Annotated in this window: 9 protein-coding genes, 3 tRNA genes and 3 rRNA genes; 5 read left to right on the forward strand and 10 right to left on the reverse strand. The window is 36.7% G+C overall.

Annotation, left to right across the window (positions count from 1 at the left end; genetic code table 11):
- Positions 1–34: 34 nt before the first annotated feature.
- Positions 35–5,755: a hypothetical protein gene (locus JNUCC80_RS05550; RefSeq protein WP_454152879.1), complete on the reverse strand. Its 5,721-nt coding sequence runs from the start codon at positions 5,753–5,755 to the stop codon at positions 35–37.
- 287 nt (positions 5,756–6,042) lie between these two features.
- A complete protein-coding gene (locus JNUCC80_RS05555) occupies positions 6,043–6,480 on the reverse strand; it encodes a MarR family winged helix-turn-helix transcriptional regulator (protein WP_454152880.1) in 438 nt (145 codons plus the stop codon).
- Between the two features lie 116 nt (positions 6,481–6,596).
- On the opposite strand from JNUCC80_RS05555, the gene JNUCC80_RS05560 reads away from it, so the two are divergent.
- The 3 genes from JNUCC80_RS05560 to JNUCC80_RS05570 all read left to right on the forward strand — a co-directional run bounded on the left by JNUCC80_RS05560 (position 6,597) and on the right by JNUCC80_RS05570 (position 14,979).
- A complete protein-coding gene (locus tag JNUCC80_RS05560) occupies positions 6,597–8,939 on the forward strand; it encodes an ABC transporter ATP-binding protein/permease (protein ID WP_454152881.1) in 2,343 nt (780 codons plus the stop codon).
- Between the two features lie 162 nt (positions 8,940–9,101).
- Positions 9,102–11,471, forward strand: coding sequence for an HAD-IC family P-type ATPase (locus tag JNUCC80_RS05565; protein ID WP_454152882.1), 2,370 nt, complete (start codon positions 9,102–9,104; stop codon positions 11,469–11,471).
- A 157-nt stretch (positions 11,472–11,628) separates the two neighbouring features.
- Complete coding sequence (locus tag JNUCC80_RS05570; protein WP_454152883.1) at positions 11,629–14,979, forward strand: collagen binding domain-containing protein; 3,351 nt, start codon at positions 11,629–11,631, stop codon at positions 14,977–14,979.
- A gap of 30 nt (positions 14,980–15,009) precedes the next feature.
- On the opposite strand, the gene JNUCC80_RS05575 is transcribed toward JNUCC80_RS05570, so the two are convergent.
- Positions 15,010–15,855, reverse strand: a complete 846-nt coding sequence (locus JNUCC80_RS05575; protein ID WP_454152884.1) for an aldo/keto reductase — start codon at positions 15,853–15,855, stop codon at positions 15,010–15,012.
- 164 nt (positions 15,856–16,019) lie between these two features.
- Here JNUCC80_RS05575 and JNUCC80_RS05580 point away from each other — a divergent pair, with 164 nt between their 5' ends.
- Positions 16,020–16,664: a deoxynucleoside kinase gene (locus tag JNUCC80_RS05580; protein ID WP_454152885.1), complete on the forward strand. Its 645-nt coding sequence runs from the start codon at positions 16,020–16,022 to the stop codon at positions 16,662–16,664.
- Between the two features lie 144 nt (positions 16,665–16,808).
- Positions 16,809–18,119 carry an NCS2 family permease gene (locus JNUCC80_RS05585; RefSeq protein ID WP_454152886.1) on the forward strand — a complete coding sequence of 437 codons (1,311 nt, stop codon included), beginning with the start codon at positions 16,809–16,811 and terminating at the stop codon, positions 18,117–18,119.
- A 558-nt stretch (positions 18,120–18,677) separates the two neighbouring features.
- On the opposite strand, the gene JNUCC80_RS05590 is transcribed toward JNUCC80_RS05585, so the two are convergent.
- The 7 genes from JNUCC80_RS05590 to JNUCC80_RS05620 form a co-directional block, all read right to left on the reverse strand.
- Positions 18,678–18,750 (reverse strand) — tRNA-Asn (locus JNUCC80_RS05590).
- Between the two features lie 10 nt (positions 18,751–18,760).
- A 5S ribosomal RNA gene (gene rrf / locus JNUCC80_RS05595) occupies positions 18,761–18,877 on the reverse strand.
- A 71-nt stretch (positions 18,878–18,948) separates the two neighbouring features.
- Positions 18,949–21,861: ribosomal RNA gene (locus tag JNUCC80_RS05600) — 23S ribosomal RNA — on the reverse strand.
- Between the two features lie 122 nt (positions 21,862–21,983).
- Positions 21,984–22,056: transfer RNA gene (locus JNUCC80_RS05605), tRNA-Ala, on the reverse strand.
- A gap of 24 nt (positions 22,057–22,080) precedes the next feature.
- Positions 22,081–22,154 (reverse strand) — tRNA-Ile (locus JNUCC80_RS05610).
- A 79-nt stretch (positions 22,155–22,233) separates the two neighbouring features.
- Positions 22,234–23,805: ribosomal RNA gene (locus JNUCC80_RS05615) — 16S ribosomal RNA — on the reverse strand.
- The 16S, 23S and 5S rRNA genes sit together here with 3 tRNA genes alongside, the layout of an rRNA operon.
- Before the next feature lie 386 nt (positions 23,806–24,191).
- The gene (locus JNUCC80_RS05620) at positions 24,192–25,268 is read right to left on the reverse strand and encodes a lysylphosphatidylglycerol synthase transmembrane domain-containing protein (RefSeq protein ID WP_454152887.1); all 1,077 of its coding nucleotides are present in this window, start codon (positions 25,266–25,268) and stop codon (positions 24,192–24,194) included.
- Between the last annotated feature and the right edge of the window lie 7 nt (positions 25,269–25,275).

The following is a 25,275-nucleotide window of genomic DNA, read 5'->3' on the forward strand; positions in this document are numbered from 1 at the left end:
AAAAACAGACCCTAAAAGGTCTGTTTTTTTAATTCTATTCTTCTTCATTATCGTCTTTTCTTCGTTTAGCAATTAACCAGAAAATACCACCCATAGCGACGATTAAAGCACCAATATAAGGAATAGCATCCCACCATTTATTAGATTGACCTGCGTCATTATCTTTGTTTAGGTTTGCTACCTTATTAACAGAACCATTGCTTCCACCATTAGCAACAGATGAACGGTTATTACCTTGGTTTGATCTTTGAATTAAACCGCCAGTATCTCTGTTACCATTGCTGTTTTGCGTTTGGCCTGAGTTAGCTGGTTCAAGTTGTCCTTGAGACCCGATTGTTTGAGCTGTGGTTGCTGGATAATAACGGTAGCTATTGCCTGAATCAGTTCTGGTTGTGCCTGCATTTTGAGTAGGATTACCATTTCTATTATTTGCAATAGTATTATTACCCGCATTTTGAGTATTAGCTGTTGTATTAGCATTAGTTGGTTGATTATTAGGTGTTGTGTTATTTTGTTTTGTTGGTTGACTCTTAACAAAATAATTGAAACTCGTTAAAATAGCTTGCACATTTTGATTTAAGTTAGGCATGTTGAATGTACTTGGATCAAATCCAGGCTGATTCAATTGATTATTCGACTCAGTTTGCAAGTTAGTTAAAGCATTTAAATAACTTTGTTTTTGTTGAGGAGTTAACGTTGTATTTTGATTAATTGTATCTTGCGCCTGTTTAACTGCTTGACCAACTTCTTGACTCACTTCACTTGCAGTTGGTTTTTGATTGGTTGGCTGTGGTGAGTCATTATTATCATCAGTTGGAACTGGTGTTGGTGTTGGTTGTTGATTGTTATTGGTCAATTTAGCATCTTTAATGACATCTTGTGCCACTTTATTCATTGTAGTTTCAATGCCATCCATATCTTCTTTAGATGGGGCTTGTTGCAAATCATCATTGGCATTGAACAACGCAGTATAAAGTTGATTAATGTATTGTTCTTGCTGTTCAGGTGTTAAACTTCTTTGATTGATAATTTCATTTTGTAAATTATCAACTTGTTCAGCTAATTTTTCAAATCTATCCGTTCTTTCTGACTCTAAATTGGCTTGTTTAATATCTTCAGCCGATTGATAATAATCTGCCATATCTTTTTGTTTTTGGCTTAGAACTTGTGTGATTTCTGCTTGTGAATTTGCTGAACCAAATTCTGCTTCATCAGAAATAAGATTAATCAAATCCTTTGCATTATCTTTATCTGTTTGATCTACTGGTTGTAGCTTATCTAATTGACCTGTCAATTTTTGAGCATAATCAAGCAATTGCTGGCGTGCATTTTCACGTTTTTGGTCTAGCTCAGCACGTCTTTTGACATCGGCTACTTTGAGTTTAGCCTGTTCTAATTGGTAAGCGATATCACTAGGATTATCGTTATCTTTTATTGAATTTTCCATATCAGATTGTATTTGATTAATTTCATCTTGATAACTTTGAGATAAGTTACTATCCATTAATTCTGGAAGCGTATTATTATTGATTTCTTTTTGTAATTCTGATTTAGCATTTGTTCGAACATCATTAATTTTATCGAGATTCTTTTGTTTAGCATCGTCCATAATTTTTTCGATAGCAGCATTATTGTCAGCTACTAAGGATGTAATTTGTTCACTAGAATTGACACCAGAAATCGATTCTGAATTGTCGGCAACTAATGCATTAATGCTATTATCAATTTGACCTTTCAAACCGTTTTTATCTGAATCACTCAAGCCTAGCATTTGGTCAATAGCACGTTTTTGATTATCTCGATGTTGATTTGCTTTGGCAATAGCTGTGTTCTTATCAGATTGAAGTTGTGCTTGCTCTAAAATAGCTTGCATCCCTTGATTTGCTGAATCTTTGTATTGAGAAATCGTTTCAAATTCTTTTGAATTATTTATATTGGATTCGCCCTCAGATAATTTCTGATTAATTTGATTGTCAAATTCTTGTCTTTGAGTTTCAGTTAAATTCAATCCATCTAAAATCGGCGATTTTAACTCAGATTTAGCAGAAGATTTAGCATTTTCTATGTTTTTTTGACTCGTGTTAGCTGCTTCGTCAAATCTGTGATTGATTGCAGCTAACTGTTGATTAAACGCAGATAAAACTTCTTGCTCGCTTTTGGCATTGGTTAAATCTACCGTTGTGCTTGCTAAATTATTCAACTCATCTTGCAATTGTCGTTTAGCCTCTTCCGTTAAACCAGAAAGGCTATAATCAGATTTGATATCGCCATTTGACTGATCAACTGAAGTTTGTTGATTTCGTTGCAAGGTTTCAAGTTTAGCTTGTTCCAAAAGTTCAGCAACTTTTTGATTTTTCATGCTTGCTAATTTAGCTTGATTTGATAAATCAGTAAGTTTAGCTTTTGTAGCTTGTTCAAAATAACCGATAGCTTGTGTCGAATCCGATTTGTCAATTTTCGTATTATCTTGTGCTGTTTCATTGAATGCATCGTTAACTTGATTTATATAATTTTGTTTTTCTTCTGCAGTTAAGGAATTAAAATCTGCATCATTATCAAGTTCACTTAGTAAATCGTCACGTTGTGTTTTTAATCTTGATTTAGCACTTGCTTTAGCATTTTCAAGATTAGCATTGCTCTTTTGATTATATTTATCATAAACTTGATTAATTTGATTTTGTAAATTCAATTGTTTTTGGGCAATTGCATTATCACTATCTAAACCATCAAATACTGCTGGTAGTTGATCTTTGATTGCTTTTAATTCAGCTTTTGCTGCTTGTTGTTCATCTGGACTTAATCCTGTCAAATTGTCAATTCGACCATTTTCACTATCAATATTTTCAGATAATGTTGCACTAGCTTTAGCCTTATCATCTGCTAATTTGAGTTGATTGTATTCATCCTCCATATTAGCGAGAGCTAAATTAGCAACTTGTTCAAGTTGATCAATAGATTCAATTGGAACTAAATCGGTAACGGCCTTACTTTTTAGGCCACTAACTTTATCAATACCAGAATTAATCTGGCTTGAATCTAAGTAAGATAATGCCTTAATTTTAGTTTCTAGTTCACTTCTTTTATTTTCTAATTGCGATTCTAGATCTGTACGTTTATCAGTTAATACTTGGTTGGAGCTTTGTGTATTCTGACTCAAAATAGCATCTAAAGTACTTGCAATACTTTGTTTTTTACCATTAACGTCTGTAGTTTCTGGTTTACTTAAATCAGCTAACCCATCATTTAACTTATCATCGATTGATTTTTGGGCACTTTTAATTTGCTCTTTTGTTAATCCCGGTAACTTATCAAGATTATTCTTCACTTCTTGTGCCTTGGTTTTCAAATCATGGGCTGCTTTTGCTTTATCGTCTGCTAATTTTGTATTTTTAGCAAAATTATCTAGTTGACCAATCTCACTCTTCTTAGTTTCTAAATCAGCAGTATTTTGAGCACCAGAAACTGATTGACGCAAATCTTTTGTCTTTTGAGTTAAATCTTTAGTCAATTGACTTCTTTGGCCGCTATCTAAGTTATAACTATTATCAATAACCTTTTGAGCATCAGCATTTTTTTGTGTGATTTGACTATCTAAAATTTGTTTTTGATTATCTAAATTAGCTGCTGATTTTATTTTTTCAAGGTCTTGAGCAAAATTAGTTGATAAAGCATTAACATCAGCATTATCAGCTGCTAATTGAGTTTGATAGTTACTTACCAAATCATTAACTTGTTTGTTAAACCCTAGTTTTTTATCATCTGAAAGTGGTTGCAGACCTTGAATATAGTTTCGAGCAGATTGAGCTAATTGTTGATTGTTATTAGCGGCTTGTTGACCAGCTTTTGCTTGGTTTGCTTTTTGTTTAAGAGCTTCTAAATCTATTAAAGAACTGTCTTTAGCAAGTAACGCATCTGAGGATTTTGACGCACCATCTACATTATCTCTGCCTGCTTTTGATTTAGCATTTAACTCTGACTGTAGCTGTGCTTTTTGTGGATTAGCTAATTCATCAATAATAGCTTGAACTTCATCAGTTTTTTGATTAATAGCTCTTTTTGCGTCATTTTTAGCCTGTTCTAAGTTACCTTGATTCAAAAGACCCGCATCAGCTTGAATTTTATCAAAAGCATGGCTAACTTTTTCTTTATAAATTGCTAAATCTGAAAGTGTATTGGGAATAGTCTTAGTTAAATCTGTTGTCGTATTTTTAATGGAGTTTATAATATCAGTCTTGTCAATGATGCTTCCCATTCCATTAATGGCATCTTTAACAGCTGTAGATTTAGCAGTAATTAAATCTGTTACTTCTTGTTGTAACTTAGCAATATCTAAGTCATTGGATAGTGTGTTAAATGTTTGTGTTAAATCAGTCTTGGCTTGAGCTAGACTTGCTTCATCAGGAGCTTGAGTTAAACTATTTTGATTAGATTGAGAGTAAAAATCTGTTACTCGTTGAGTTAAATCTGATTTTTTTGAACTACTATCTGGTAAACTGTTTAGTTTAGCCTGTAGTTGTTGATATTGGTTATCAAAGCCTGGTTTAGCTTGATTTCGACTAGTTGATAAGCGATTATCTTGATTAGATTTTTGATCATTTTTAGCTTTTGCTAAAACTCCTTCTAAATTGCTAATAGCCGCTGCCTTTTTATCATTAGTATCGGCTGCTGAAGAAGCTCCTTCAATTGCTGTCTTTCCAGAATTTAACGCATTAGTTAGTTCTGTTTGCAAACTACTTTTATCTGTTAAATCAGACATCATATTAAGTTGCTCATTTAAGCTATCATACTTTGTTTGTAATTCTTTTTTAGCTTGATTTTGTGCTGACTTTTTAAGTGCATCTGCATTAGCTGTATCTGTTGTATCTTTTGTTTGATTAAATTGTGTAGTTGCATTATTGGCAATTCGGTCAACCTCATCCATTGAATTAGCATTATTAATATCGGTTTGTGCTTTATTCAAGGATGAATTAATTTGATTAATTAAAGAAGTTTGTCTTGCTAATTCTTTGGGATTAAGTAGAGTCATCGGATTTCTCCTAAACCAAGACATAATCCAATCAATTATCTCTTTACCTTTTTGCTTTAATTCAGATTGTTTTTGTTTTTTATATTGATTTAAAGTGGCTAAGTCATTAGTGGCTTGGGCTTGATTTACAATTGTATTAACTTGAGTTGTATTTTGACTATTTTCAATTTGAGTCTTGTAATCTTCAGACTGTTGAGCAGTTAGATTAACTAAAGCGTCAATACTTGATTTCCCTTGCTTTTTAGCGTTCATTAATTCGGACGAATCGATGGCCTTACTATAAGGAATTTTTATACCGTTATCTCCATCAAATTTTAGTTCAAAGGTCATAGATTTACCAACATTTTCAGAGTTGTTGATAAAATTTAAATTATCTGAATTAGTAAATGTAACATCGAAATGTTGCTTATCTGATGATACTTTAACTGAAGAGGCACGCCAAGAAAGCCAATTCCCCGTTCTAGGAGATTTTACACTAATAGAGGAAATAGTATGATTTTGTGCCCCGGGCACATAAAAGCTAATATTTCTTGTATTAGTTACTAATCCATCCAAGCGTGCCACTTTCAAATCAGTAGCTGCTTGAACAACAGGGTTAACCCCTTGAATACTTTGTCCCATATCAGATGTGGCGACAGTTGCAAATGCTGTAGCTGCAAGTAATGCAGAACTGGCATATATTACTTTTTTAGATACTTTTGAGTCGAAATTCTTTTGTTTATTTTTCATAAAAAATACCCCCTAGATTTTACATCTAGGAGGGTACTCTTCTTAGTCAAAAATGTCATCTATTTTAAATATGACCAATCATGATTAGGTATTATATTAACCGGTCATTTATTTTTTATAAGTGAAAAATACACTTCTAGCTAATCAAGTCAACCATATAAACGTTGTTTTAACAACATTTATAAAATTAACCATTAAATTATTATACCTAAATATAATAATTTAATTATTTTTTTAAACTTAAATTTTATATTAATATTATTGGTATTTAGTTTACATTCGCAAATTTATTTGCCATTTCTCTTCAATATTTCAACTGCTTGACTTAAATGCTGATCTAATTCAGCCAAATCAGTTTTAGAAACGCTCACCATTTCTTTTTCAAAATTTTGACGCCATTCTTCTGACTGTTCATGGACATAATCATAACCATATTGAGTCATCTCAACTTCAACTACTCGGCGATTATCAGGGTTAGTTTTTCTAGCAACAATATTTTGTTCTTCAAGTGACTTAACTAAATGACTCACCTGCACGCGTGAAATGCCCATTAAATCGGCTAATCTTGACATTTTAACTTTCTTTTCGTCGATTACAACGAAACACGTTAATAATTGCATTCTTGAAAGCGAGCCATTCAACTTCATATTATGAAACAAAACTCGCATTAAAATACTCACAACTTCAAGTGAGGAATTGGTTGGGTTATTTTCTTTATTTTCCATTAAGTTTTCACGTCCTTTTCTAAAAAATAATATAGTGCATTGACAATTTTGTCAAACAGTTTACAATTGTTAATAATTAATATATATAAATCATACTATATGGAAGGACATTAACCATGTTAGAACTTAAACATCTTAAAAAGTATTTCCATGTTGGGAATACAACAACTAAAGCACTAGATGATGTTTCACTTTCTTTTCGGGACAAAGAATTCGTTTCGATTTTAGGACCTAGTGGTTCTGGTAAAACCACTATGCTTAACATCATTGGTGGACTAGATAAATATGATTCTGGTGATTTATTAATCAAAAATAAATCAACTAAGAATTTTAAAGAAACAGACTGGGACGCTTATCGTAACAACTCAGTCGGCTTTATCTTCCAAAGCTACAACCTTATTGGTCACTTATCTATTTTGGATAATGTTGAACTTGGGATGACTTTAAGTGGTGTATCCAGTGAAGAGAGAACTCAAAAAGCTGTAGACGCTCTTAAACGTGTAGGCCTTGGTGACCATATCAATAAAAAAATCGCACAACTTTCTGGTGGTCAAATGCAACGTGTGGCAATTGCGCGTGCGATTGCAAATGACCCAGAAATCCTGCTAGCTGATGAACCAACAGGGGCTTTAGATAGTAAAACCAGTGTTCAAATTATGAACTTGATTAAAGAAATTTCTAAAGACCGTTTAGTTATTATGGTTACCCATGATGAAGAACTCGCCAAAGATTATTCAGATCGTATCGTACGTTTTGCTGATGGTAAAATTCAAGATGATACTAATCCTTATGATGATAGCAATCGTAACCAACAATTCAATTTAAAACGCACGAAAATGAGTTGGTGGACTGCACTTAAGTTATCCTTCACCAACCTTAAAACTAAAAAAGGGCGTACTTTATTAACTGCTTTTGCCTCAAGTATTGGAATTATTAGTATTGCCATTGTTCTAGGATTATCCAATGGTTTTCGAATTCAAATTGGACAAACTCAAGGTGAGACATTATCGAAGTTTCCGATTACAATTTCACAAGTAGCTACTCAAACTTCAGCCGGTTCTTCACTTACGCAGAATAAATCCGATGCTTCTCAATCTGAAAATGTTAACTATGTCATTGCTGAGCAAGATCAAAACGAAGCCGCAACGCATACTAACAAAATCGACAGCAATTATCTTGATTACCTTAATAAAATGAATCCTAATGATAGTAATAACATAAGTTATAGCCGTGCTACTGGGATGAACTTACTTCGTGAAGTTAATGGTAAAGTTCAAGCTGTTAAATTCTCAAATCAATCCGACAATGGCAGCAGTATGGCTCAACAAATGTCTGCTATGACAGGAATGGGCGTATCTGTTTTCCCTGAACAACTTGATCCCAATAAAGGTAATTTCTTAAAAGATAACTACCAACTTGTGAACGGTGACTATCCTTCAAACCCAACTGATGTGGTTTTAATTGTTGATAAAGACAATAAAACAAATATCAACTCACTTAAGAACTTAGGATTTGATGTTTCAAATGATCAAAAACTAGACTATAACCAAATTATTGGGACAAGTATTAAGTTAGTTAATAACAATAACTACTACCAACAATTACAGACAGGTAACTTTATGCCAACACAAGATTTAACAACGGCTTACAATAACTCACAAAATCGTGAAGTTAAAGTTGTCGGTATTTTGAAGTCAAATGAAACTTCAAGAACAACAGCACTTGCTCCTGGAATTGCTTACTCTGACAAACTAGCGCAAGAAATCATTCAAGATAACGCAAACTCAGAAATCGTCAAAGCACAAAAAGAAAGCAACAACAATGTGTTAACTGGTCAACCTATTACAAGTGATATGGCTAAGACCCAAACACTTGCTTTTCTTGGGGGTAATGGCATTCCATCAAGTATTTTAATTTACACTGATAACTTCAAAAACAAAGAAAATGTCTTAACTTACCTAGACAAATATAATGAAGGCAAATCAGACGAAGATAAAATCATCTATACTGATATGGCTGGTACTGTTTCAAGCCTTACCGGTGGTTTAATGGACGGTATTACTTACGTTCTAGTTGCCTTTGCAGGTATTTCTCTTGTGACAAGTATGATCATGATTGGTATCTTAACTTACACTTCTGTTATTGAACGTACAAAAGAAATTGGTGTTCTAAAAGCGCTAGGTGCTAGAAAATCAGATATTACACACGTCTTTGATGCTGAAACCTTTATTTTAGGACTTGGTTCTGGTGTGTTAGGTGTTGTTATTGGTTACTTAGCATTATTCCCAATCAATACACTACTTTACCAAATTACCAAAATGGAAAATGTTGCCAACCTTAACCCCGTTCATGCGGTTGTTCTAATTATTATTAGTACAGCATTAACAATGTTAGGTGGTCACATTCCATCAAAAATGGCTTCCAAAAAAGACGCTTCAACTGCTCTACGTAGCGAATAATAAAAAAGACCTTAACAGGTCTTTTTTATTTTGTTAAAATCTTAATAATCTGCAAAAATTATGGTCAAATGGTTGAATTATTAAAGAAAAATAAGCATAGTAGTATAGGAAGGGTTTTAACCCACTGTCGTTTCTAAATATATAAGTATTGGGGTTGTGTCAATGAAGAATCAAGCAACAACTGAACTCATTCAAAATGGGCTAAGTTCAAAGCTAGTCGAACAAAAAAAATCAGAAGGTAAAGTTAACGTCCCTGTCAAATCGCTAACCCGAAGCGTTGGTCAGATTATATCTGAGAACACGTTAACCTTATTTAATGCGATTAATCTGTTCTTTGCGATTTTGGTCGCCATCACCGGCAAATACGCCAACCTTTGGTTTTTAGGCCCCGTTTTATTCAATACTGTTATTGGTATTTTTCAAGAACTCCGAGCAAAACGACAAGTTGACGCCATGAGTTTAATCACTATGCAACAAATTACCGTTAAACGTGATGGCAAGTCAATTCAGTTATCACAAGATGAACTTGTTGAAGGTGATGTTGTTACCTTAAAACGTGGAAATGAAATCCCTGCAGATGGGATTGTGCTACAAACCAATGGACTTGAAGTCGATGAATCACCTTTAACTGGGGAATCTCGCAACATTATCAAAAAAGATCAAGATGAAGTTTTATCTGGCTCTTTTATTAATAGTGGTCAAGCTATTGTACAATTGACAAAAGTTGGACATGAAAGTTTTATTTCAAAATTATCACTTGAAGCTAAAACTGAGAAAAAGCCTTCAAGTCAATTACTTAATATGATTAACAAAATCATCAGAATATTAACCTATATCATTATTCCGCTGGGAATTATTTTAGCCATCTCAAGTTACTTAAAAGGTGGCGGTTATATCCAAATCATTTTGGGAACAGCAACTGCTGTCATCGGCATGATTCCGGAAGGACTTGTTTTATTAACTTCTGTTGCATTAGCCGTTGGTTCATTGAACCTTAGCCGTAAAAAAGTCTTAACGCGTTCAATTAATGCGATTGAATCACTAGCACGTATCGATACACTTTGTTTAGATAAAACAGGAACTATTACAACCGGTAATCTGCATATTCATGAAATTGAACCGGTTGCTGATTTAACTAAAGAAGAATTAATCGACCAAACACAAGCCATTGTTCAAGCTAATCAAGATGATAATGCTACTGCACGTGTGATTTTGGGTTACACTAAGACACCTACTACAAAAGAAGCCTCTGCAACACTCCCATTTTCTTCAGATCGAAAAATGAGTGGCGCTAGTTTCACTGATAAACCCGACGAATTTTGGTTAATGGGAGCGCCTGAATTTATCTTTAAAAACCAAAAACTTCCTATTGATGTGGCTGAAAAAATTGCACAAGCCACAGCCGATGGTTTTCGAATTATTTTGATTGCTAAAGGAACTGGTGACTTAAAGAAACTGGATGATGCATCCCTCAAACCAATGGGTTGGCTCAAAATCGCTGATGAAGTTCGTCCCTCAGCTAAACAGACTTTCAATTACTTAGCTGAACAAGGCATCGACTTAAAAGTGATTTCTGGTGATAATCCCGTAACCGTTAGCAATGTTGCCCAACGTGCTGGGATTAAAGGCGCTAAAGATTATGTCGATATGAGCCAACAAACCGACAACGTTGATTTTACTTATCTCGTAAAAAACTACAATATTTTTGGCCGTGTTTCCCCTACTCAAAAACGTAATTTAATCAAGTCCTACCAAAAACTTGGTAAAACTGTTGGAATGACAGGTGATGGCGTTAACGACGTGTTAGCGCTTAAACAATCAGATTGTGCGATTGCTGTGGCAGGTGGAAACGATGCCAGTCAATCTGTTGCTGATTTTGTTTTATTGAATGCTAACTTTGATAATATGATCCATATTTTAAATGAAGGGCGTCGTGTTATTAACAATATTGAACGTGTTGCTTCAATGTACTTGAACAAAACCATTTATTCGATTATTTTGGCTGTTATTTTCATTTTTGTTAATCTACAATATCCATTCCACCTTAGCCAATTAACACCAGCTACAATGTTAACGGTGGGAATCCCCTCATTTTTCTTAGCCTTGGAACCTGATTTTAGCCGACCAACCGGGCGATTTATGGATAACGTCTTATCAATTGCAGCACCTGCGGCTTTCTCAATTGTAACTTATGTCATTATCTTTTCATTTTTACAAAGCTACGCACAAGTGCCATTTGCGGATAGTTCAACCATGGTTTCACTTATGATTACAGTAGTCGGATTCATCACTTTACTTTACCTAAGCAAACCACTAACACCCATCAAGTATGGACTCTTGTCCCTTGTGGTTATTGGGATTATCGTTTCGTATGGGTTCTTAGGCAAACTATTTGAACTTACTTCAATATTCAATATTCAACTTGCTGTTTGGTATATCCCACTAATCCTAACAGCATGGCCATTGTTCGTGTTTTACCGAATGATATTTAAAAAGTTAAATAAATATTATATTTCAAAGCCTGAAGCTTAACAGCTTCTTTTTTTTGTGGTAAAATTCTGAGGTATGTCATTTTAAATGATTAGTAATATTTAATAGGACTAGGAGGTATAACTTGAAAAATAAACTATTTAATATTATCAATATTCTTATAATTACTGTGATGGCGTTAGGATACGTCATCCCACTAATGCAAGTTAATGTTAGTGCAGAAACTCAAGGAACAGCAAATGTTACAATAAAACCTAAAGAAAATGATTCTTACCAAATTTCAAGAAATAATCAAAGCGTAGATGTATCTGACATTCGAGTCAGTGATAACATCAAGTTTAATTATGTTTGGAAGATAGATAGTGGACAAGAACCAAAAGAAGGTGACACTTTCCAATATAAACTGCCTGAAAATATAACCTACGTACAGCAAGAAAGACGGTTTGTATCTGCGGGTTCAGAAATTGGTACACTTAAAGTAACCTCAGATGGTAATGTAACCTTTACATTTAAAAAAATTGATAGAACTAGTGAAGATGGTATAAATGGCTCTTTGGATGTAGAAGGTCAAATATCTTCTAATGTTAAAAACGGTGATTCTATTGATTTTTCCGGTTTCCCTCTAAATAGTAACTCCTCTACGAGTTATAAAATCAAGAGCGATACTAAATCAGACTTTGTCCTTAACGGATTAAATGGTGTTCCTAACAATTCAAGAAATATTATTAATAGTAAAGCACTAGTGAGTGAAGCAACTATTAATCAAAATGGCAGCGAATTTAATAAAAACAGCAAGATTTTAACAACATTCGACCCCACAATGGAATTAGTTAAGGTTGACGTAACATCGGGTACATTAGACAGTGTAAATGGACAATTCTATCCAAAAGCACAACTTTCAGAATCCGACTATGATTTAAATAAAGAAGACGGTTCAATCGAACTACACAAAAATACTTCTGATACACTAAAAGTAAAGTATTACTTCAATATTAATACTAATAAGTTAAGCTACAGTCAAATTAATGGCCAGGAATTTCGTCAAAGCATTTACTTATCAGATGATATTTCTAAGAAATCCGACAGTAGAGTAACTATACCTTATGACAGCTTTGTAACAACGAAACGTAATGGGTCTTATTACAATAGTAATAATATTTCTTTCCTTTGGGGCAGTGAATATAACTATAACCATAAAAGCTTACCTCAAAATAACACTTTAAAAATTGATATCTCGAAAAATGATGATTCTCATTTTTTAGATGGAAACTCTATTAACTTATATAAAGTATCAACAGATGACAATGGCGTTTACCGTTTCAACACACAGGACAGCGATTCTTCTAAAAGAAAATATAATCCTTCTGCGTCTGATAAGGTAAATGAAAACGATTATTCCATTGATATTGAAAATAATACAATAAACATTACTTTCAAAAATCCAACGCAAGATGCTTATCTAGTTACTTACAGAACATACACCAGCCAGTCAAATTCAGTTAGTTCCACTTCATCCGTTAAATCCCCTGAAGGACAAAATTATTCTGATACAACTAGTTATGTAATTTCTAAATCATTCGTTGATGGTCTAGCATTTACGCTACAACAAGACGATAAAAAAATCGATTACCAAAACTCAAATGCTAGCTGGTATTATGACATTCACAGATTATCGGATTTACCAAATCAAGATATATTAATTGAGAATACTATGTCACCAGGACTCCAATTATCTGATAACCCAAATTTCTTTATACGACAGAATAATAAACAAATCAAAATAAATTCTGATTTGACTGCTAAAGATGGAGACACTGAATTTAAATTTACTATTTTAGATAATGGCAAAAATTTCAAACTTGAAACTACTAATGTTTCAAAAAGATATACAATAGGATTTGATACAGCTTTTGATACCAGTAAAAATCAAAACACTAATAAATATATTTTTGAAGTAACTGGAAATGCCAAAATCAAAAATTTAGATACTGACAAAGAAACTAGGTTAACAAGCAAAGATAATCTAGAGCTAAATGCCAACAATATGGATGGTTTTATCTATTCAACAGTTGATACACCTACAAAACAGATAATATTTGATAGTGTCGTTAACCCTAGTAAACGACCAATTAATAACAGTCCCATCACAAATAAAATAACAAATGGCAGAATTATTGGATATGAAGTTTATAAAATTGAGTTATCAAATGATGGAAAAATTGATTCTAGTTCTCTATCTAGTGATAATCTTATTAAAAGCGAAAATTTTGATATTAATCAAAGCAAGCAAAGTGTTGAGTTTCAACCTGAAAACAACTCCAATGACATATACTTACTAAGGAGCATCGTATCCTGGGATAACATGATTCTCGACTCCAAATCAAGCATAACTAGTACAACGTCAAAACAGGACATGAAATTTAGTTCAACAGTTCAAATCCCAAATAGTGGGGAATTTTTAGAAAAAACAGGACGATTTGACAATAATATAAAAAATCAAATTAACTGGAAAGTAACGTTAAACAAGTCTCAATCAAAACTAGATAATATGAAATTTTTTGATGACCCTGTTGATAACCAAATTGTTGACATGCAGTCCATCAAAATTAACCAGGTCAGTGTTGATAATGACAGCAACATAACTAACAGTGGCAATACTCTGGTACAAGGTACAGACTATGTCGTTACATCTAGCGGAAATAATCAATTTACGATAGAGTTTATGAATTCTGTATCTAAACCCTATATAATTGAATACTCCACCACTGTTCAAAAAATTGATCCTGAAAGTAATTATGTCAACTCTGGTCAATTGTTTATGAATAATCATATTTTGTCCTCGGTTTCTGCTACTGCTCCTAATCCAGTCCGTGGAGATTCCGAAGTTTCTTTTAATAGCGCACCTTATTCACTAACTCTAAATTTAAGGGATAAAGAAAATCCTGATACTATAATTAACGGTACTTTTATTCTTGAATCTTCTGACAATGTTACATATAAAGGTGTAACAAATAATGGTAGTTTCACATTTGAAGGACTTAGTAGAAATAACTACAAATTAATCCAAACAGTTGCCGATGAAGGCTACAAAATTGCAAAAGAAAAACAAATTGATATAGGAATTAGTTCCCCTAATTTATATGAATTAACCGAAACAATACTTAATGAACATGATTCTGATAATCAAAAACCTTCTTCTGATGAAGATGAAGGTAAAGATAAGAATAATACTGGAACAGCTGAAAACAAAGAGTCTTCTCAACCAGATTCATCAAGTAGCAGCGAGTCATCACAATCAAATTCAAGTGACTCTGATTCTTCTATCCCTCAAGATAAAGAATCTTCTCAATCATCTGAAAACAGTCATTCCGACTCAAGTACATCAAACAGTACAACTCAATCAACAGCTACACAATCAAGCACTAGTAAACCGACATCAAACTTACCACAAACAGGTCAAAAACATAACTTAACACTGAAGTATGTTGGCATTATTATTGTTTTACTCAGCGGATTTATCTTATATCCCGCACTAAAAAAACGTCGCTAATAAATTAGCGGCGTTTTTATTTTGTCTTTTTTAGATAACTTTCAATATCATTTTGCGATCTGGCGCTGGATAGTCTTGATCCAAAACAGCTAGTTCATCTGGTGATAACACAATATCACTAGCCGCAATATTTTCTTGCATATGGCCAACTTTGGCGGCTTTAGGAATAGTAATCAGATTGTGATTACGCATAACCCAAGCCAGTAAGATTTGGTGTGGCGTAGCTTGATGAGTTTCAGCAATCTCTTTTAAATTATTTGTAATTGCAATTGAATCACCAAATCCTGAACCGAACGGTGAATATCCCACCAAAGCAATATCATTTTTCTTTTGAAATGGCATTAAATCATATTCAATTCCTCTGGAATCAATATTATAAAGCACCTCATTAGCAGCAACTTTATCACCACCATTAACCGCAAGTAGCTCTTGCATATCATCAACATCGAAGTTTGACACACCCCAATGACGAATAAGGCCTTCTTGTTGAAGTTTGTTTAGTCCTTCGACTGTTTCTTCAAGTGGTTCTTCACTTCGCCAATGTAGCATATATGTATCTAAATAATCAGTCTGTAAGCGTTTCAAACTAGCCTCTAAACTTTGTCTCATATCACCTGTTGAAGCATTGTGTGGATAAAATTTAGAAGTTAAGAAAATATCTTCACGTTTATAGTCTTTAATCACTTTTCCAACGAGTTCTTCAGCTAGTCCATTACCATACATCTCAGCTGTATCAATCATATTAATACCACGATCTAAGGCATACTTCATCGCTGTTATTTCTTCAGCGGTTTTAATTTCTGAACCTTCGCCCAAGTACCAAGTTCCGATACCGAGCTCGCTTATTTTTTCGCCTTGATAGTCTAAAATTCTCATGATATCACTCCTTATTTCTATTATACCAAATCCAATTCCTTCACGATAATAAGAGGGTATTTCCTTACTAAAATTTATGAAAATTGGGCTGATTTTCGCCACATTTTGCGGTAAGATTAGTAATGTTTTCTCTAATTAATATCAACCAGAATAGAAGGAATGTGATGACCGTTTTAGTACTTAGTGGTGCCATTGGCGCCGGAAAATCAACTCTTACCCAAATCATTGCCGATGAATTAGGTACAACACCTTTTTTTGAAGAAGTTCAAGATAATCCAATTTTACCTTTGTTTTACGATAATCCTGAAAAATATGCTTTTTTATTGCAAATCTTTTTCTTAAATAAACGTTTTGCTTCCATTAAAAAGGCACTGACACATCGTCACAATGTTTTAGACCGCTCAATCTATGAAGACGCTTTGTTCTTCCAAATGAACGCTGACATGGGTCGTGCGACTGATGTCGAAGTCGATTTATACAACGAATTGCTTGATAATATGATGGAAGAACTTGACGGCATGCCTAAAAAACATCCTGATTTGTTAATTCATATTAGTGTTTCTTACGAAACGATGATCAAACGAATCAAAAAGCGTGGCCGCTCATATGAACAAATTGATCAAAATCCAGATCTTGAAGATTATTATAAGCGCCTATTAGACTATTATAAGCCTTGGTATGACAACTATAATTACTCTAAGAAGATGATTATTGATGGCGATAAATACGATTTTATTGCAAATGAAGATGACCGCCAAGCTGTTATCAAGCTAATTAAGGATAAATTAGTAGAATTAGATGAAGACTAATCGCCAGATTAGTCTTTTTTCGTACGCTTTTTTCTTTTTTGATGTTAATGTTTGGTTTTCAAACGTTTAAGAAAGTGTTAAGATATTAGTATATGATTTTAAAAATAAAAACGCGAACATTATATTTCGCAATCGGAGGAAAATATGGATAAAGTTAAATCTTATTTCATGTTTGATAAATTCAATACAAGCTGGCAAACAGAAATTATTGCCGGTTTAACGACTTTTATTAGCATGTCTTACATTCTATTTTTAAACCCTAACGTTTTAGGAGACGCTGGAATGGATAAAGGTGCTGTCTTTACAGCTACTGCTCTAGCAAGTGCTTTAGGTTGTATCTTAATGGGAGTCTTTGCACGCTATCCCTTCGCCTCGGCGCCCGCGCTAGGAGTTAACGCATTCTTTGCTTATACAGTTGTTATTGGAATGAAGATTCCTTGGGAAACCGCTCTTGCAGGTGTTTTCATTGCTTCAATCTTATTCATCTTAATTACTGTCTTTAAATTACGTGAAAAGATTATTGATGCCATTCCTGCTAACATTAAACAAGCCATTTCAGCTGGTATTGGAATGTTTATCGCTTTTATCGGACTTAAAAATGGTGGTTTAATTCAAAAAAGTGATTCTACATTAGTTGCTTTAGGTTCATTAAATGTACCCGCAACTTGGATTACAATTTTCGGATTACTTGTAACTGTTATTTTAATGGTTAGAAATGTTAAAGGTGCTGTTTTTATCGGAATGATATTGAGTGCTATTTTAGGAATGGCAACAGGTTTGATTGCACTTCCTAGTTCAATCGTTGCAACACCACCAAGTATTGCACCTACATTTGGAGTTGCTTTAGCACATGTTGGTAACATCAATACACTACAACTTGCAATCGTTGTTTTAACATTCTTGCTGGTTACTTTCTTTGATACAGCAGGTACTTTAGTTGGTCTTGCTGAACAAGCTGGTTTCATGAAGAATAACAAGATGCCTCGTGTTGGTAGTGCACTAATGTCTGACTCAGTAGCTATGTTAGTGGGTTCATTACTAGGAACTTCACCAGTTGGTGCTTACGTTGAATCTTCAGCTGGTATCGCTGCTAAAGGTCGTACAGGTATCGTTGCCATCGTTGCTGGTTTCATGTTCATTTTGAGTTTATTCTTCTCACCATTATTGGCTGTAATTATTAATCAAGTGACTGCTCCAGCACTTATTATTGTAGGTACTCTGATGGCAAGCTCACTTGCAAAAATCGAATGGGATAAATTTGAAATTGCAGTTCCTGCTTTCTTAATTATTATCGGTATGCCGCTAACTTACTCTATCTCAGATGGTTTAGCATTAGGTATGGTTGTTTATCCATTCACAATGCTTGCTGCTAAACGTGGTAAAGAAGTTTCACCTATTATGTACGGTCTAGCTGTCGTATTTATGATTTTCTTATGGATGTTAAATATCAAATAGTAGCCTATATATAAAAAGAGGATCACCAAGTAATTGGTGATCCTCTTTTTTTTATCTCTGATTTTAATCTAGCGGACTTCCCCGTACAGTTGACTATAAAGCGTCGGACTCTACAAAGCAGTAAAATCCTCTTCTCTGGATATTTAAATATATGAGTAGTAGAGAACATAGCATCACTATAAAATCAAATCCAAATATGCTCACTTGATTGCTTATTTAAGGACACAATATCGGGCAACAGATTACTCTGGCAAAAGCAATTCAATTGCAACTGCCTATGTGTTTTTATTTTACTATTGTCCCTCATGTGAGATTCTTTCATAAAGGTCTTCTCTGACCACAGATAAATACTTCAATAGTCAAAATAAGACTTTATTTACTTCCCAATCATCAAAGAAGGGGGGAAACAAGTAATCCTTAAAAAGTTTTTTAGAAAGCAATCCTTAGCTCAAATTACTATAGTTTCTATCTAAGAACTAAGAATATTGTTTTGTTTATGCATCAAAAAAACCGTAAACATATATTAAATATGCTTACGGCTCTTACTTGTAACTTCAACTCCGGTTGTCAGACTCGAACTGACGACAGCTTGATTAACAGTCAAGTGCTCTACCAACTGAGCTAAACCGGAATAAAAAAAAGCGTGGCAACGTCCTATCCTCGCAGGTAGTCACCCACCAACTACTTTCGGCGTTAAGAAGCTTAACTTCTGTGTTCGGCATGAGAACAGGTGTAACCTTCTTGCTATCGCCACCACACTTTTATTTACCTTGAGTGCTGAACACTCAAAACTGAATATGATTTATTTTCCAAAAGCCTACCGCTTAACTTGGTTAAGTCCTCGACTGATTAGTACTAATCCGCTCCATATATCGCTATACTTCCACTCTTAGCCTATCGACCTCATCATCTCTGAGGTGTCTTACTTCCTTAAAGGAATGGGAAATCTCATCTTGAGGGGGGCTTCGCACTTAGATGCTTTCAGCGCTTATCCCGTCCATACATAGCTACCCAGCGATGCCCTTGGCAGAACAACTGGTACACCAGCGGTATGTCCATCCCGGTCCTCTCGTACTAAGGACAGCTCCTCTCAAATTTCCAACGCCCGCGACGGATAGGGACCGAACTGTCTCACGACGTTCTGAACCCAGCTCGCGTGCCGCTTTAATGGGCGAACAGCCCAACCCTTGGGACCGACTACAGCCCCAGGATGCGACGAGCCGACATCGAGGTGCCAAACCTCCCCGTCGATGTGAACTCTTGGGGGAGATAAGCCTGTTATCCCCAGGGTAGCTTTTATCCGTTGAGTGATGGCCCTTCCATACGGTACCACCAGATCACTAAGCCCGACTTTCGTCCCTGCTCGACTTGTAAGTCTCGCAGTCAAGCTCCCTTATACCTTTACACTCTGCGAATGATTTCCAACCATTCTGAGGGAACCTTTGGGCGCCTCCGTTACACTTTAGGAGGCGACCGCCCCAGTCAAACTGCCCACCTGACACTGTCCTCTACCAAGATAATTGGCAAAAGTTAGAGGATTCATAAAACAAGGGTAGTATCCCAACAATGTCTCCATGAAAACTAGCGTTCTCACTTCATCGACTCCTACCTATCCTGTACATGTTTCACAAATACTCAATATCAAGCTACAGTAAAGCTCCATGGGGTCTTTCCGTCCTGTCGCGGGTAACCAGCATCTTCACTGGTAATATAATTTCACCGAGTCTCTCGTTGAGACAGTGCCCAAATCATTGCGCCTTTCGTGCGGGTCGGAACTTACCCGACAAGGAATTTCGCTACCTTAGGACCGTTATAGTTACGGCCGCCGTTTACTGGGGCTTCAATTCAAACCTTCGCTTACGCTAAGCTCTCCTCTTAACCTTCCAGCACCGGGCAGGCGTCAGCCCCTATACGTCATCTTTCGATTTAGCAGAGACCTGTGTTTTTGATAAACAGTTGTTTGGGCCTATTCACTGCGGCTGATTTAAAATCAGCACCCCTTCTCCCGAAGTTACGGGGTCATTTTGCCGAGTTCCTTAACGAGAGTTCGCTCGCTCACCTTAGGATTCTCTCCTCGACTACCTGTGTCGGTTTGCGGTACGGGCACAATACATCTAACTAGAAGCTTTTCTCGGCAGTGTGACATCAACGACTTCGCTACTATAATTTCGCTCCCCATCACAACTCATCCGTATAATTATAAGCATTTGACTCATAATAAAACTTGTTGCTTGGACGTGCTCTTCCATTCGCACATTCGTTTAGCCTGCTGCGTCCCTCCATTGTTCAAACAATGCATTATAGTACAGGAATATCAACCTGTTTTCCATCGATTACGCCTTTCGGCCTCATCTTAGGTCCCGACTAACCCTGGGAGGACGAGCCTTCCCCAGGAAACCTTAGTCTTTCGGCGGATAGGATTCTCACCTATCTTTCGCTACTCATACCGGCATTCTCACTTCTAAGCGCTCCAGCAGTCCTTACGATCTACCTTCTTCGCCCTTAGAACGCTCTCCTACCACGTGTTATAAATAACACATCCACAGTTTCGGTATTATGCTTAGCCCCGGTACATTTTCGGCGCAGCGTCACTCGACTAGTGAGCTATTACGCACTCTTTAAATGAATGGCTGCTTCTAAGCCAACATCCTAGTTGTCTACGCAATGCCACATCCTTTTCCACTTAGCATAAATTTTGGGACCTTAACTGGTGATCTGGGCTGTTTCCCTTTCGACTACGGATCTTATCACTCATAGTCTGACTCCTGGATATAGATCAATGGCATTCGGAGTTTATCTGAATTCAGTAACCCTTGACGGGCCCCTAGTCCAAACAGTGCTCTACCTCCACGATCCTTTACTCCAAGGCTAGCCCTAAAGCTATTTCGGAGAGAACCAGCTATCTCCAAGTTCGTTTGGAATTTCACCGCTATCCACACCTCATCCCCGCACTTTTCAACGTACGTGGGTTCGGTCCTCCAATGCATTTTACTGCATCTTCAACCTGGACATGGATAGGTCACTTGGTTTCGGGTCTACATCATGATACTTATTCGCCCTATTCAGACTCGCTTTCGCTTCGGCTCCGTCTCTTCAACTTAACCTTGCATCATAACGTAACTCGCCGGTTCATTCTACAAAAGGCACGCCATCACCCATTAACGGGCTTTGACTACTTGTAGGCACATGGTTTCAGGATCTATTTCACTCCCCTCCCGGGGTGCTTTTCACCTTTCCCTCACGGTACTGGTTCGCTATCGGTCACTAGGGAGTATTTAGCCTTGGGAGATGGTCCTCCCGGATTCCGACTGGATTTCTCGTGTCCAGCCGTACTCAGGATACTACTTTGGTATAAACAAGATTTCAAATACAGGGCTGTCACCTTCTTTGGCTGAGCTTCCCAACTCATTCTTCTATCTTATTTAAGTCCGTTATTGTAGTCCTACAACCCCAAGAAGCAAGCTTCTTGGTTTGGGCTCTTTCCGTTTCGCTCGCCGCTACTCAGGAAATCGATTTTTCTTTCTCTTCCTGCAGGTACTGAGATGTTTCAGTTCCCCGCGTCTTCCTCCTGCATGCTATGTATTCACATACAGATACTAAGATTACTCTTAGTGGGTTCCCCCATTCGGATATCTCTGGATCAAAGCTTACTTACAACTCCCCAAAGCATTTCGGTGTTTGTCCCGTCCTTCATCGGCTCCTAGTGCCAAGGCATCCACCATGCGCCCTTTATCACTTAACCTGTGATTTCTCTTTAATTTACTCTTAAAAACGCGGTGTTTGATTATCTTTTCGATAACCTCGGCTTTTGGTTCTTAAATCATATTCAGTTTTCAATGTTCAACCGACAACTTTCGTTGTCTATGGAGGTTAACGGGATCGAACCGATGACCTTCTGCGTGCAAGGCAGACGCTCTCCCAGCTGAGCTAAACCCCCAGGTTTATTAACTATTTAGTTAAATGGGCCTAAATGGACTTGAACCATCGACCTCACGCTTATCAGGCGTGCGCTCTAACCAGCTGAGCTATAGGCCCAATCCATTATGCTCCATTTTGAGAGTAAACCTCTCAAAACTAAACAAAGTTTCAAATGTGTGTTTCCGTATATCCTTAGAAAGGAGGTGATCCAGCCGCAGGTTCTCCTACGGCTACCTTGTTACGACTTCACCCTAATCATTTGTCCCACCTTAGACGGTTGGCTCCAAAAGGTTACCTCACCGGCTTCGGGTGTTACAAACTCTCATGGTGTGACGGGCGGTGTGTACAAGGCCCGGGAACGTATTCACCGCAGCATGCTGATCTGCGATTACTAGCGATTCCAGCTTCATGCAGGCGAGTTGCAGCCTGCAATCCGAACTGAGGATGGTTTTAGGAGATTAGCTAAACCTCGCGGTATCGCTGCTCGTTGTACCATCCATTGTAGCACGTGTGTAGCCCAGGTCATAAGGGGCATGATGATTTGACGTCATCCCCACCTTCCTCCGGTTTGTCACCGGCAGTCTCACTAGAGTGCCCAACTTAATGCTGGCAACTAGTAATAAGGGTTGCGCTCGTTGCGGGACTTAACCCAACATCTCACGACACGAGCTGACGACAACCATGCACCACCTGTCATTTTGTCCCCGAAGGGAAAACCTAATCTCTTAGGTGGTCAAAAGATGTCAAGACCTGGTAAGGTTCTTCGCGTTGCATCGAATTAAACCACATGCTCCACCGCTTGTGCGGGCCCCCGTCAATTCCTTTGAGTTTCAACCTTGCGGTCGTACTCCCCAGGCGGAGTGCTTAATGCGTTAGCTGCAGCACTGAAGGGCGGAAACCCTCCAACACTTAGCACTCATCGTTTACGGCGTGGACTACCAGGGTATCTAATCCTGTTTGCTACCCACGCTTTCGAGCCTCAGCGTCAGTTACAGACCAGAGAGTCGCCTTCGCCACTGGTGTTCTTCCATATATCTACGCATTTCACCGCTACACATGGAGTTCCACTCTCCTCTTCTGCACTCAAGCTAATCAGTTTCTAATGCACTTCTCCGGTTAAGCCGAAGGCTTTCACATCAGACTTAATTAGCCGCCTGCGCTCGCTTTACGCCCAATAAATCCGGACAACGCTTGCCACCTACGTATTACCGCGGCTGCTGGCACGTAGTTAGCCGTGGCTTTCTGGTTAGTTACCGTCAAATAATAAACAGTTACTCTTACTATCTTTCTTCTCTAACAACAGAGTTTTACGAGCCGAAACCCTTCTTCACTCACGCGGCGTTGCTCCATCAGACTTTCGTCCATTGTGGAAGATTCCCTACTGCTGCCTCCCGTAGGAGTTTGGGCCGTGTCTCAGTCCCAATGTGGCCGATCACCCTCTCAGGTCGGCTACGTATCATCGCCTTGGTAAGCCATTACCTTACCAACTAGCTAATACGCCGCAGGTCCATCCTAAAGTGATAGCCGAAACCATCTTTTAAATAAGAAACATTCGATTCTTATTGTTATGCGGTATTAGCATCTGTTTCCAAATGTTATCCCCCGCTTTAGGGTAGGTTACCCACGTGTTACTCACCCGTCCGCCACTCGTTTGGATTCTTAGTCAAGTAGTGCAAGCACTACCATCATAAGAGCAAACTCGTTCGACTTGCATGTATTAGGCACGCCGCCAGCGTTCGTCCTGAGCCAGGATCAAACTCTCATTTTAGATTGTTTGACTTGCTCTTTTTAAAACTTACTAGCGAATTGACTTCGCTCATTGCTTGGGGTTAATTACCCCCACACATTTATGCGAAACTTTGTTCAGTTTTCAAAGGTCTACTTTGTTTAACAACTTCTCTATTATATCAAAGCTGATAACCAGTGTCAAGAATTTTTTAAATTATTTTTTTCTTATGAAAGAATAATTTGTTTGTTCAACTTGACGACTTAATTAATATACCATGTTCCCTTTTGCTTTGCAACTCTTTTTTGAAATCTTTTTGATTTCGTTTGAGCTGCTTAGCTGTCGCTTTTCAACGACAAAGACTATAATAGCATCCCTGTTTCTTTGGGTCAACCTTTTTTCCTATTTTTCTATAAAAAAAAGAAGCACTATGACTTCTTCTTGTATAAGAAGGCAAAGGCTCCCAGAAACATCCCTAAATAATAGGTAATAAAACGCCATAAGAATAGGGCTAACACTAGTTGGGGCTGAGCTAGTCCAAATGTTGAGAACAACATCTTGAAGCTGTACTCTGCTCCCCCTGCTCCTCCTGGCAAAGGAAAAATAGAGGTAATCATCACAATCATAATGTGCATAAAAATAACAGTCAGAAGGTTAGCCTTCACGCCGAGTGCTAGCAAAACAAAATACGGAATGGCATAAAACACAACTAATTGCATCATTGTGTATAATACAGCCCACATTACTTTTTTCTTCTCGTTCTTCAAATGCTGTCCTTCATTATAGAAAGTATCAATCTTTTCATCGACAGCTTCTTCCCATTTTACTTTTTTACCTTGTAGATTTCGCTTAAGTTCAGTAACTTTTTCGGTTCTTGAACGAATAGCAAATCCGATAAAATCATAAAATTTATCAATAAAGTACACACCAATATTCAAGAATGTGTGCATCATCGTTTTGGTAAATTTATATTGGAACATTACTAATAGAAGAAACACGATAGCAAATACATGAATAATGAACCCAAATAAGATCAAAAAGGCTAATCCGCCAAAGTGTTGAGCAACTAATTGAAACCCAAAAATCATTGTCAAAATGAAGTTCACCAGTACTGCCAATTGGTAAATGATAAATTTAGTCATTAACAGCGAACTCGCACGCCCAACTTCAACTCCCATTGTAGACAACGCGTAAAGTTGCGCTGGCTGTCCACCAGATGAGAATGGCGTAATAGCATTGAATAAGGCTTGTACTAACGGTATGCGATAAAACTGCCACATCGAGTACTTCGATTTTTCTTTACCTATCAACAATACTTTCAAAATCAAAGATTCAAAGTAATAAGCGACAATCATACACAAAAACGCAATAGCTAAGTAAAACCAATTGAAGTTTTTTGTTGCGTTAACTAAGTGTGAAAACGGCACATCTTTTGCTTCAAGCCAAAAAATAAATGACCCAAATAAAAGCATCCCGATAAACCATAATTTATTTTTCCTAGTCATAAGTCCA

The organism is Holzapfeliella sp. JNUCC 80 (assembly GCF_053667655.1).

What these genes read in the sequence shown, in the direction of transcription:
- JNUCC80_RS05565 (WP_454152882.1), top strand. Translation starts at nt 9,102, where the DNA reads ATGAAGAATCAAGCAACAACTGAACTCATTCAAAATGGGCTAAGTTCA.
- JNUCC80_RS05580 (WP_454152885.1), top strand. Translation starts at nt 16,020, where the DNA reads ATGACCGTTTTAGTACTTAGTGGTGCCATTGGCGCCGGAAAATCAACT.
- JNUCC80_RS05620 (WP_454152887.1), bottom strand. Translation starts at nt 25,268, where the DNA reads ATGACTAGGAAAAATAAATTATGGTTTATCGGGATGCTTTTATTTGGG.
- JNUCC80_RS05585 (WP_454152886.1), top strand. Translation starts at nt 16,809, where the DNA reads ATGGATAAAGTTAAATCTTATTTCATGTTTGATAAATTCAATACAAGC.
- JNUCC80_RS05550 (WP_454152879.1), bottom strand. Translation starts at nt 5,755, where the DNA reads ATGAAAAATAAACAAAAGAATTTCGACTCAAAAGTATCTAAAAAAGTA.
- JNUCC80_RS05555 (WP_454152880.1), bottom strand. Translation starts at nt 6,480, where the DNA reads ATGGAAAATAAAGAAAATAACCCAACCAATTCCTCACTTGAAGTTGTG.
- JNUCC80_RS05570 (WP_454152883.1), top strand. Translation starts at nt 11,629, where the DNA reads ATGCAAGTTAATGTTAGTGCAGAAACTCAAGGAACAGCAAATGTTACA.
- JNUCC80_RS05575 (WP_454152884.1), bottom strand. Translation starts at nt 15,855, where the DNA reads ATGAGAATTTTAGACTATCAAGGCGAAAAAATAAGCGAGCTCGGTATC.
- JNUCC80_RS05560 (WP_454152881.1), top strand. Translation starts at nt 6,597, where the DNA reads ATGTTAGAACTTAAACATCTTAAAAAGTATTTCCATGTTGGGAATACA.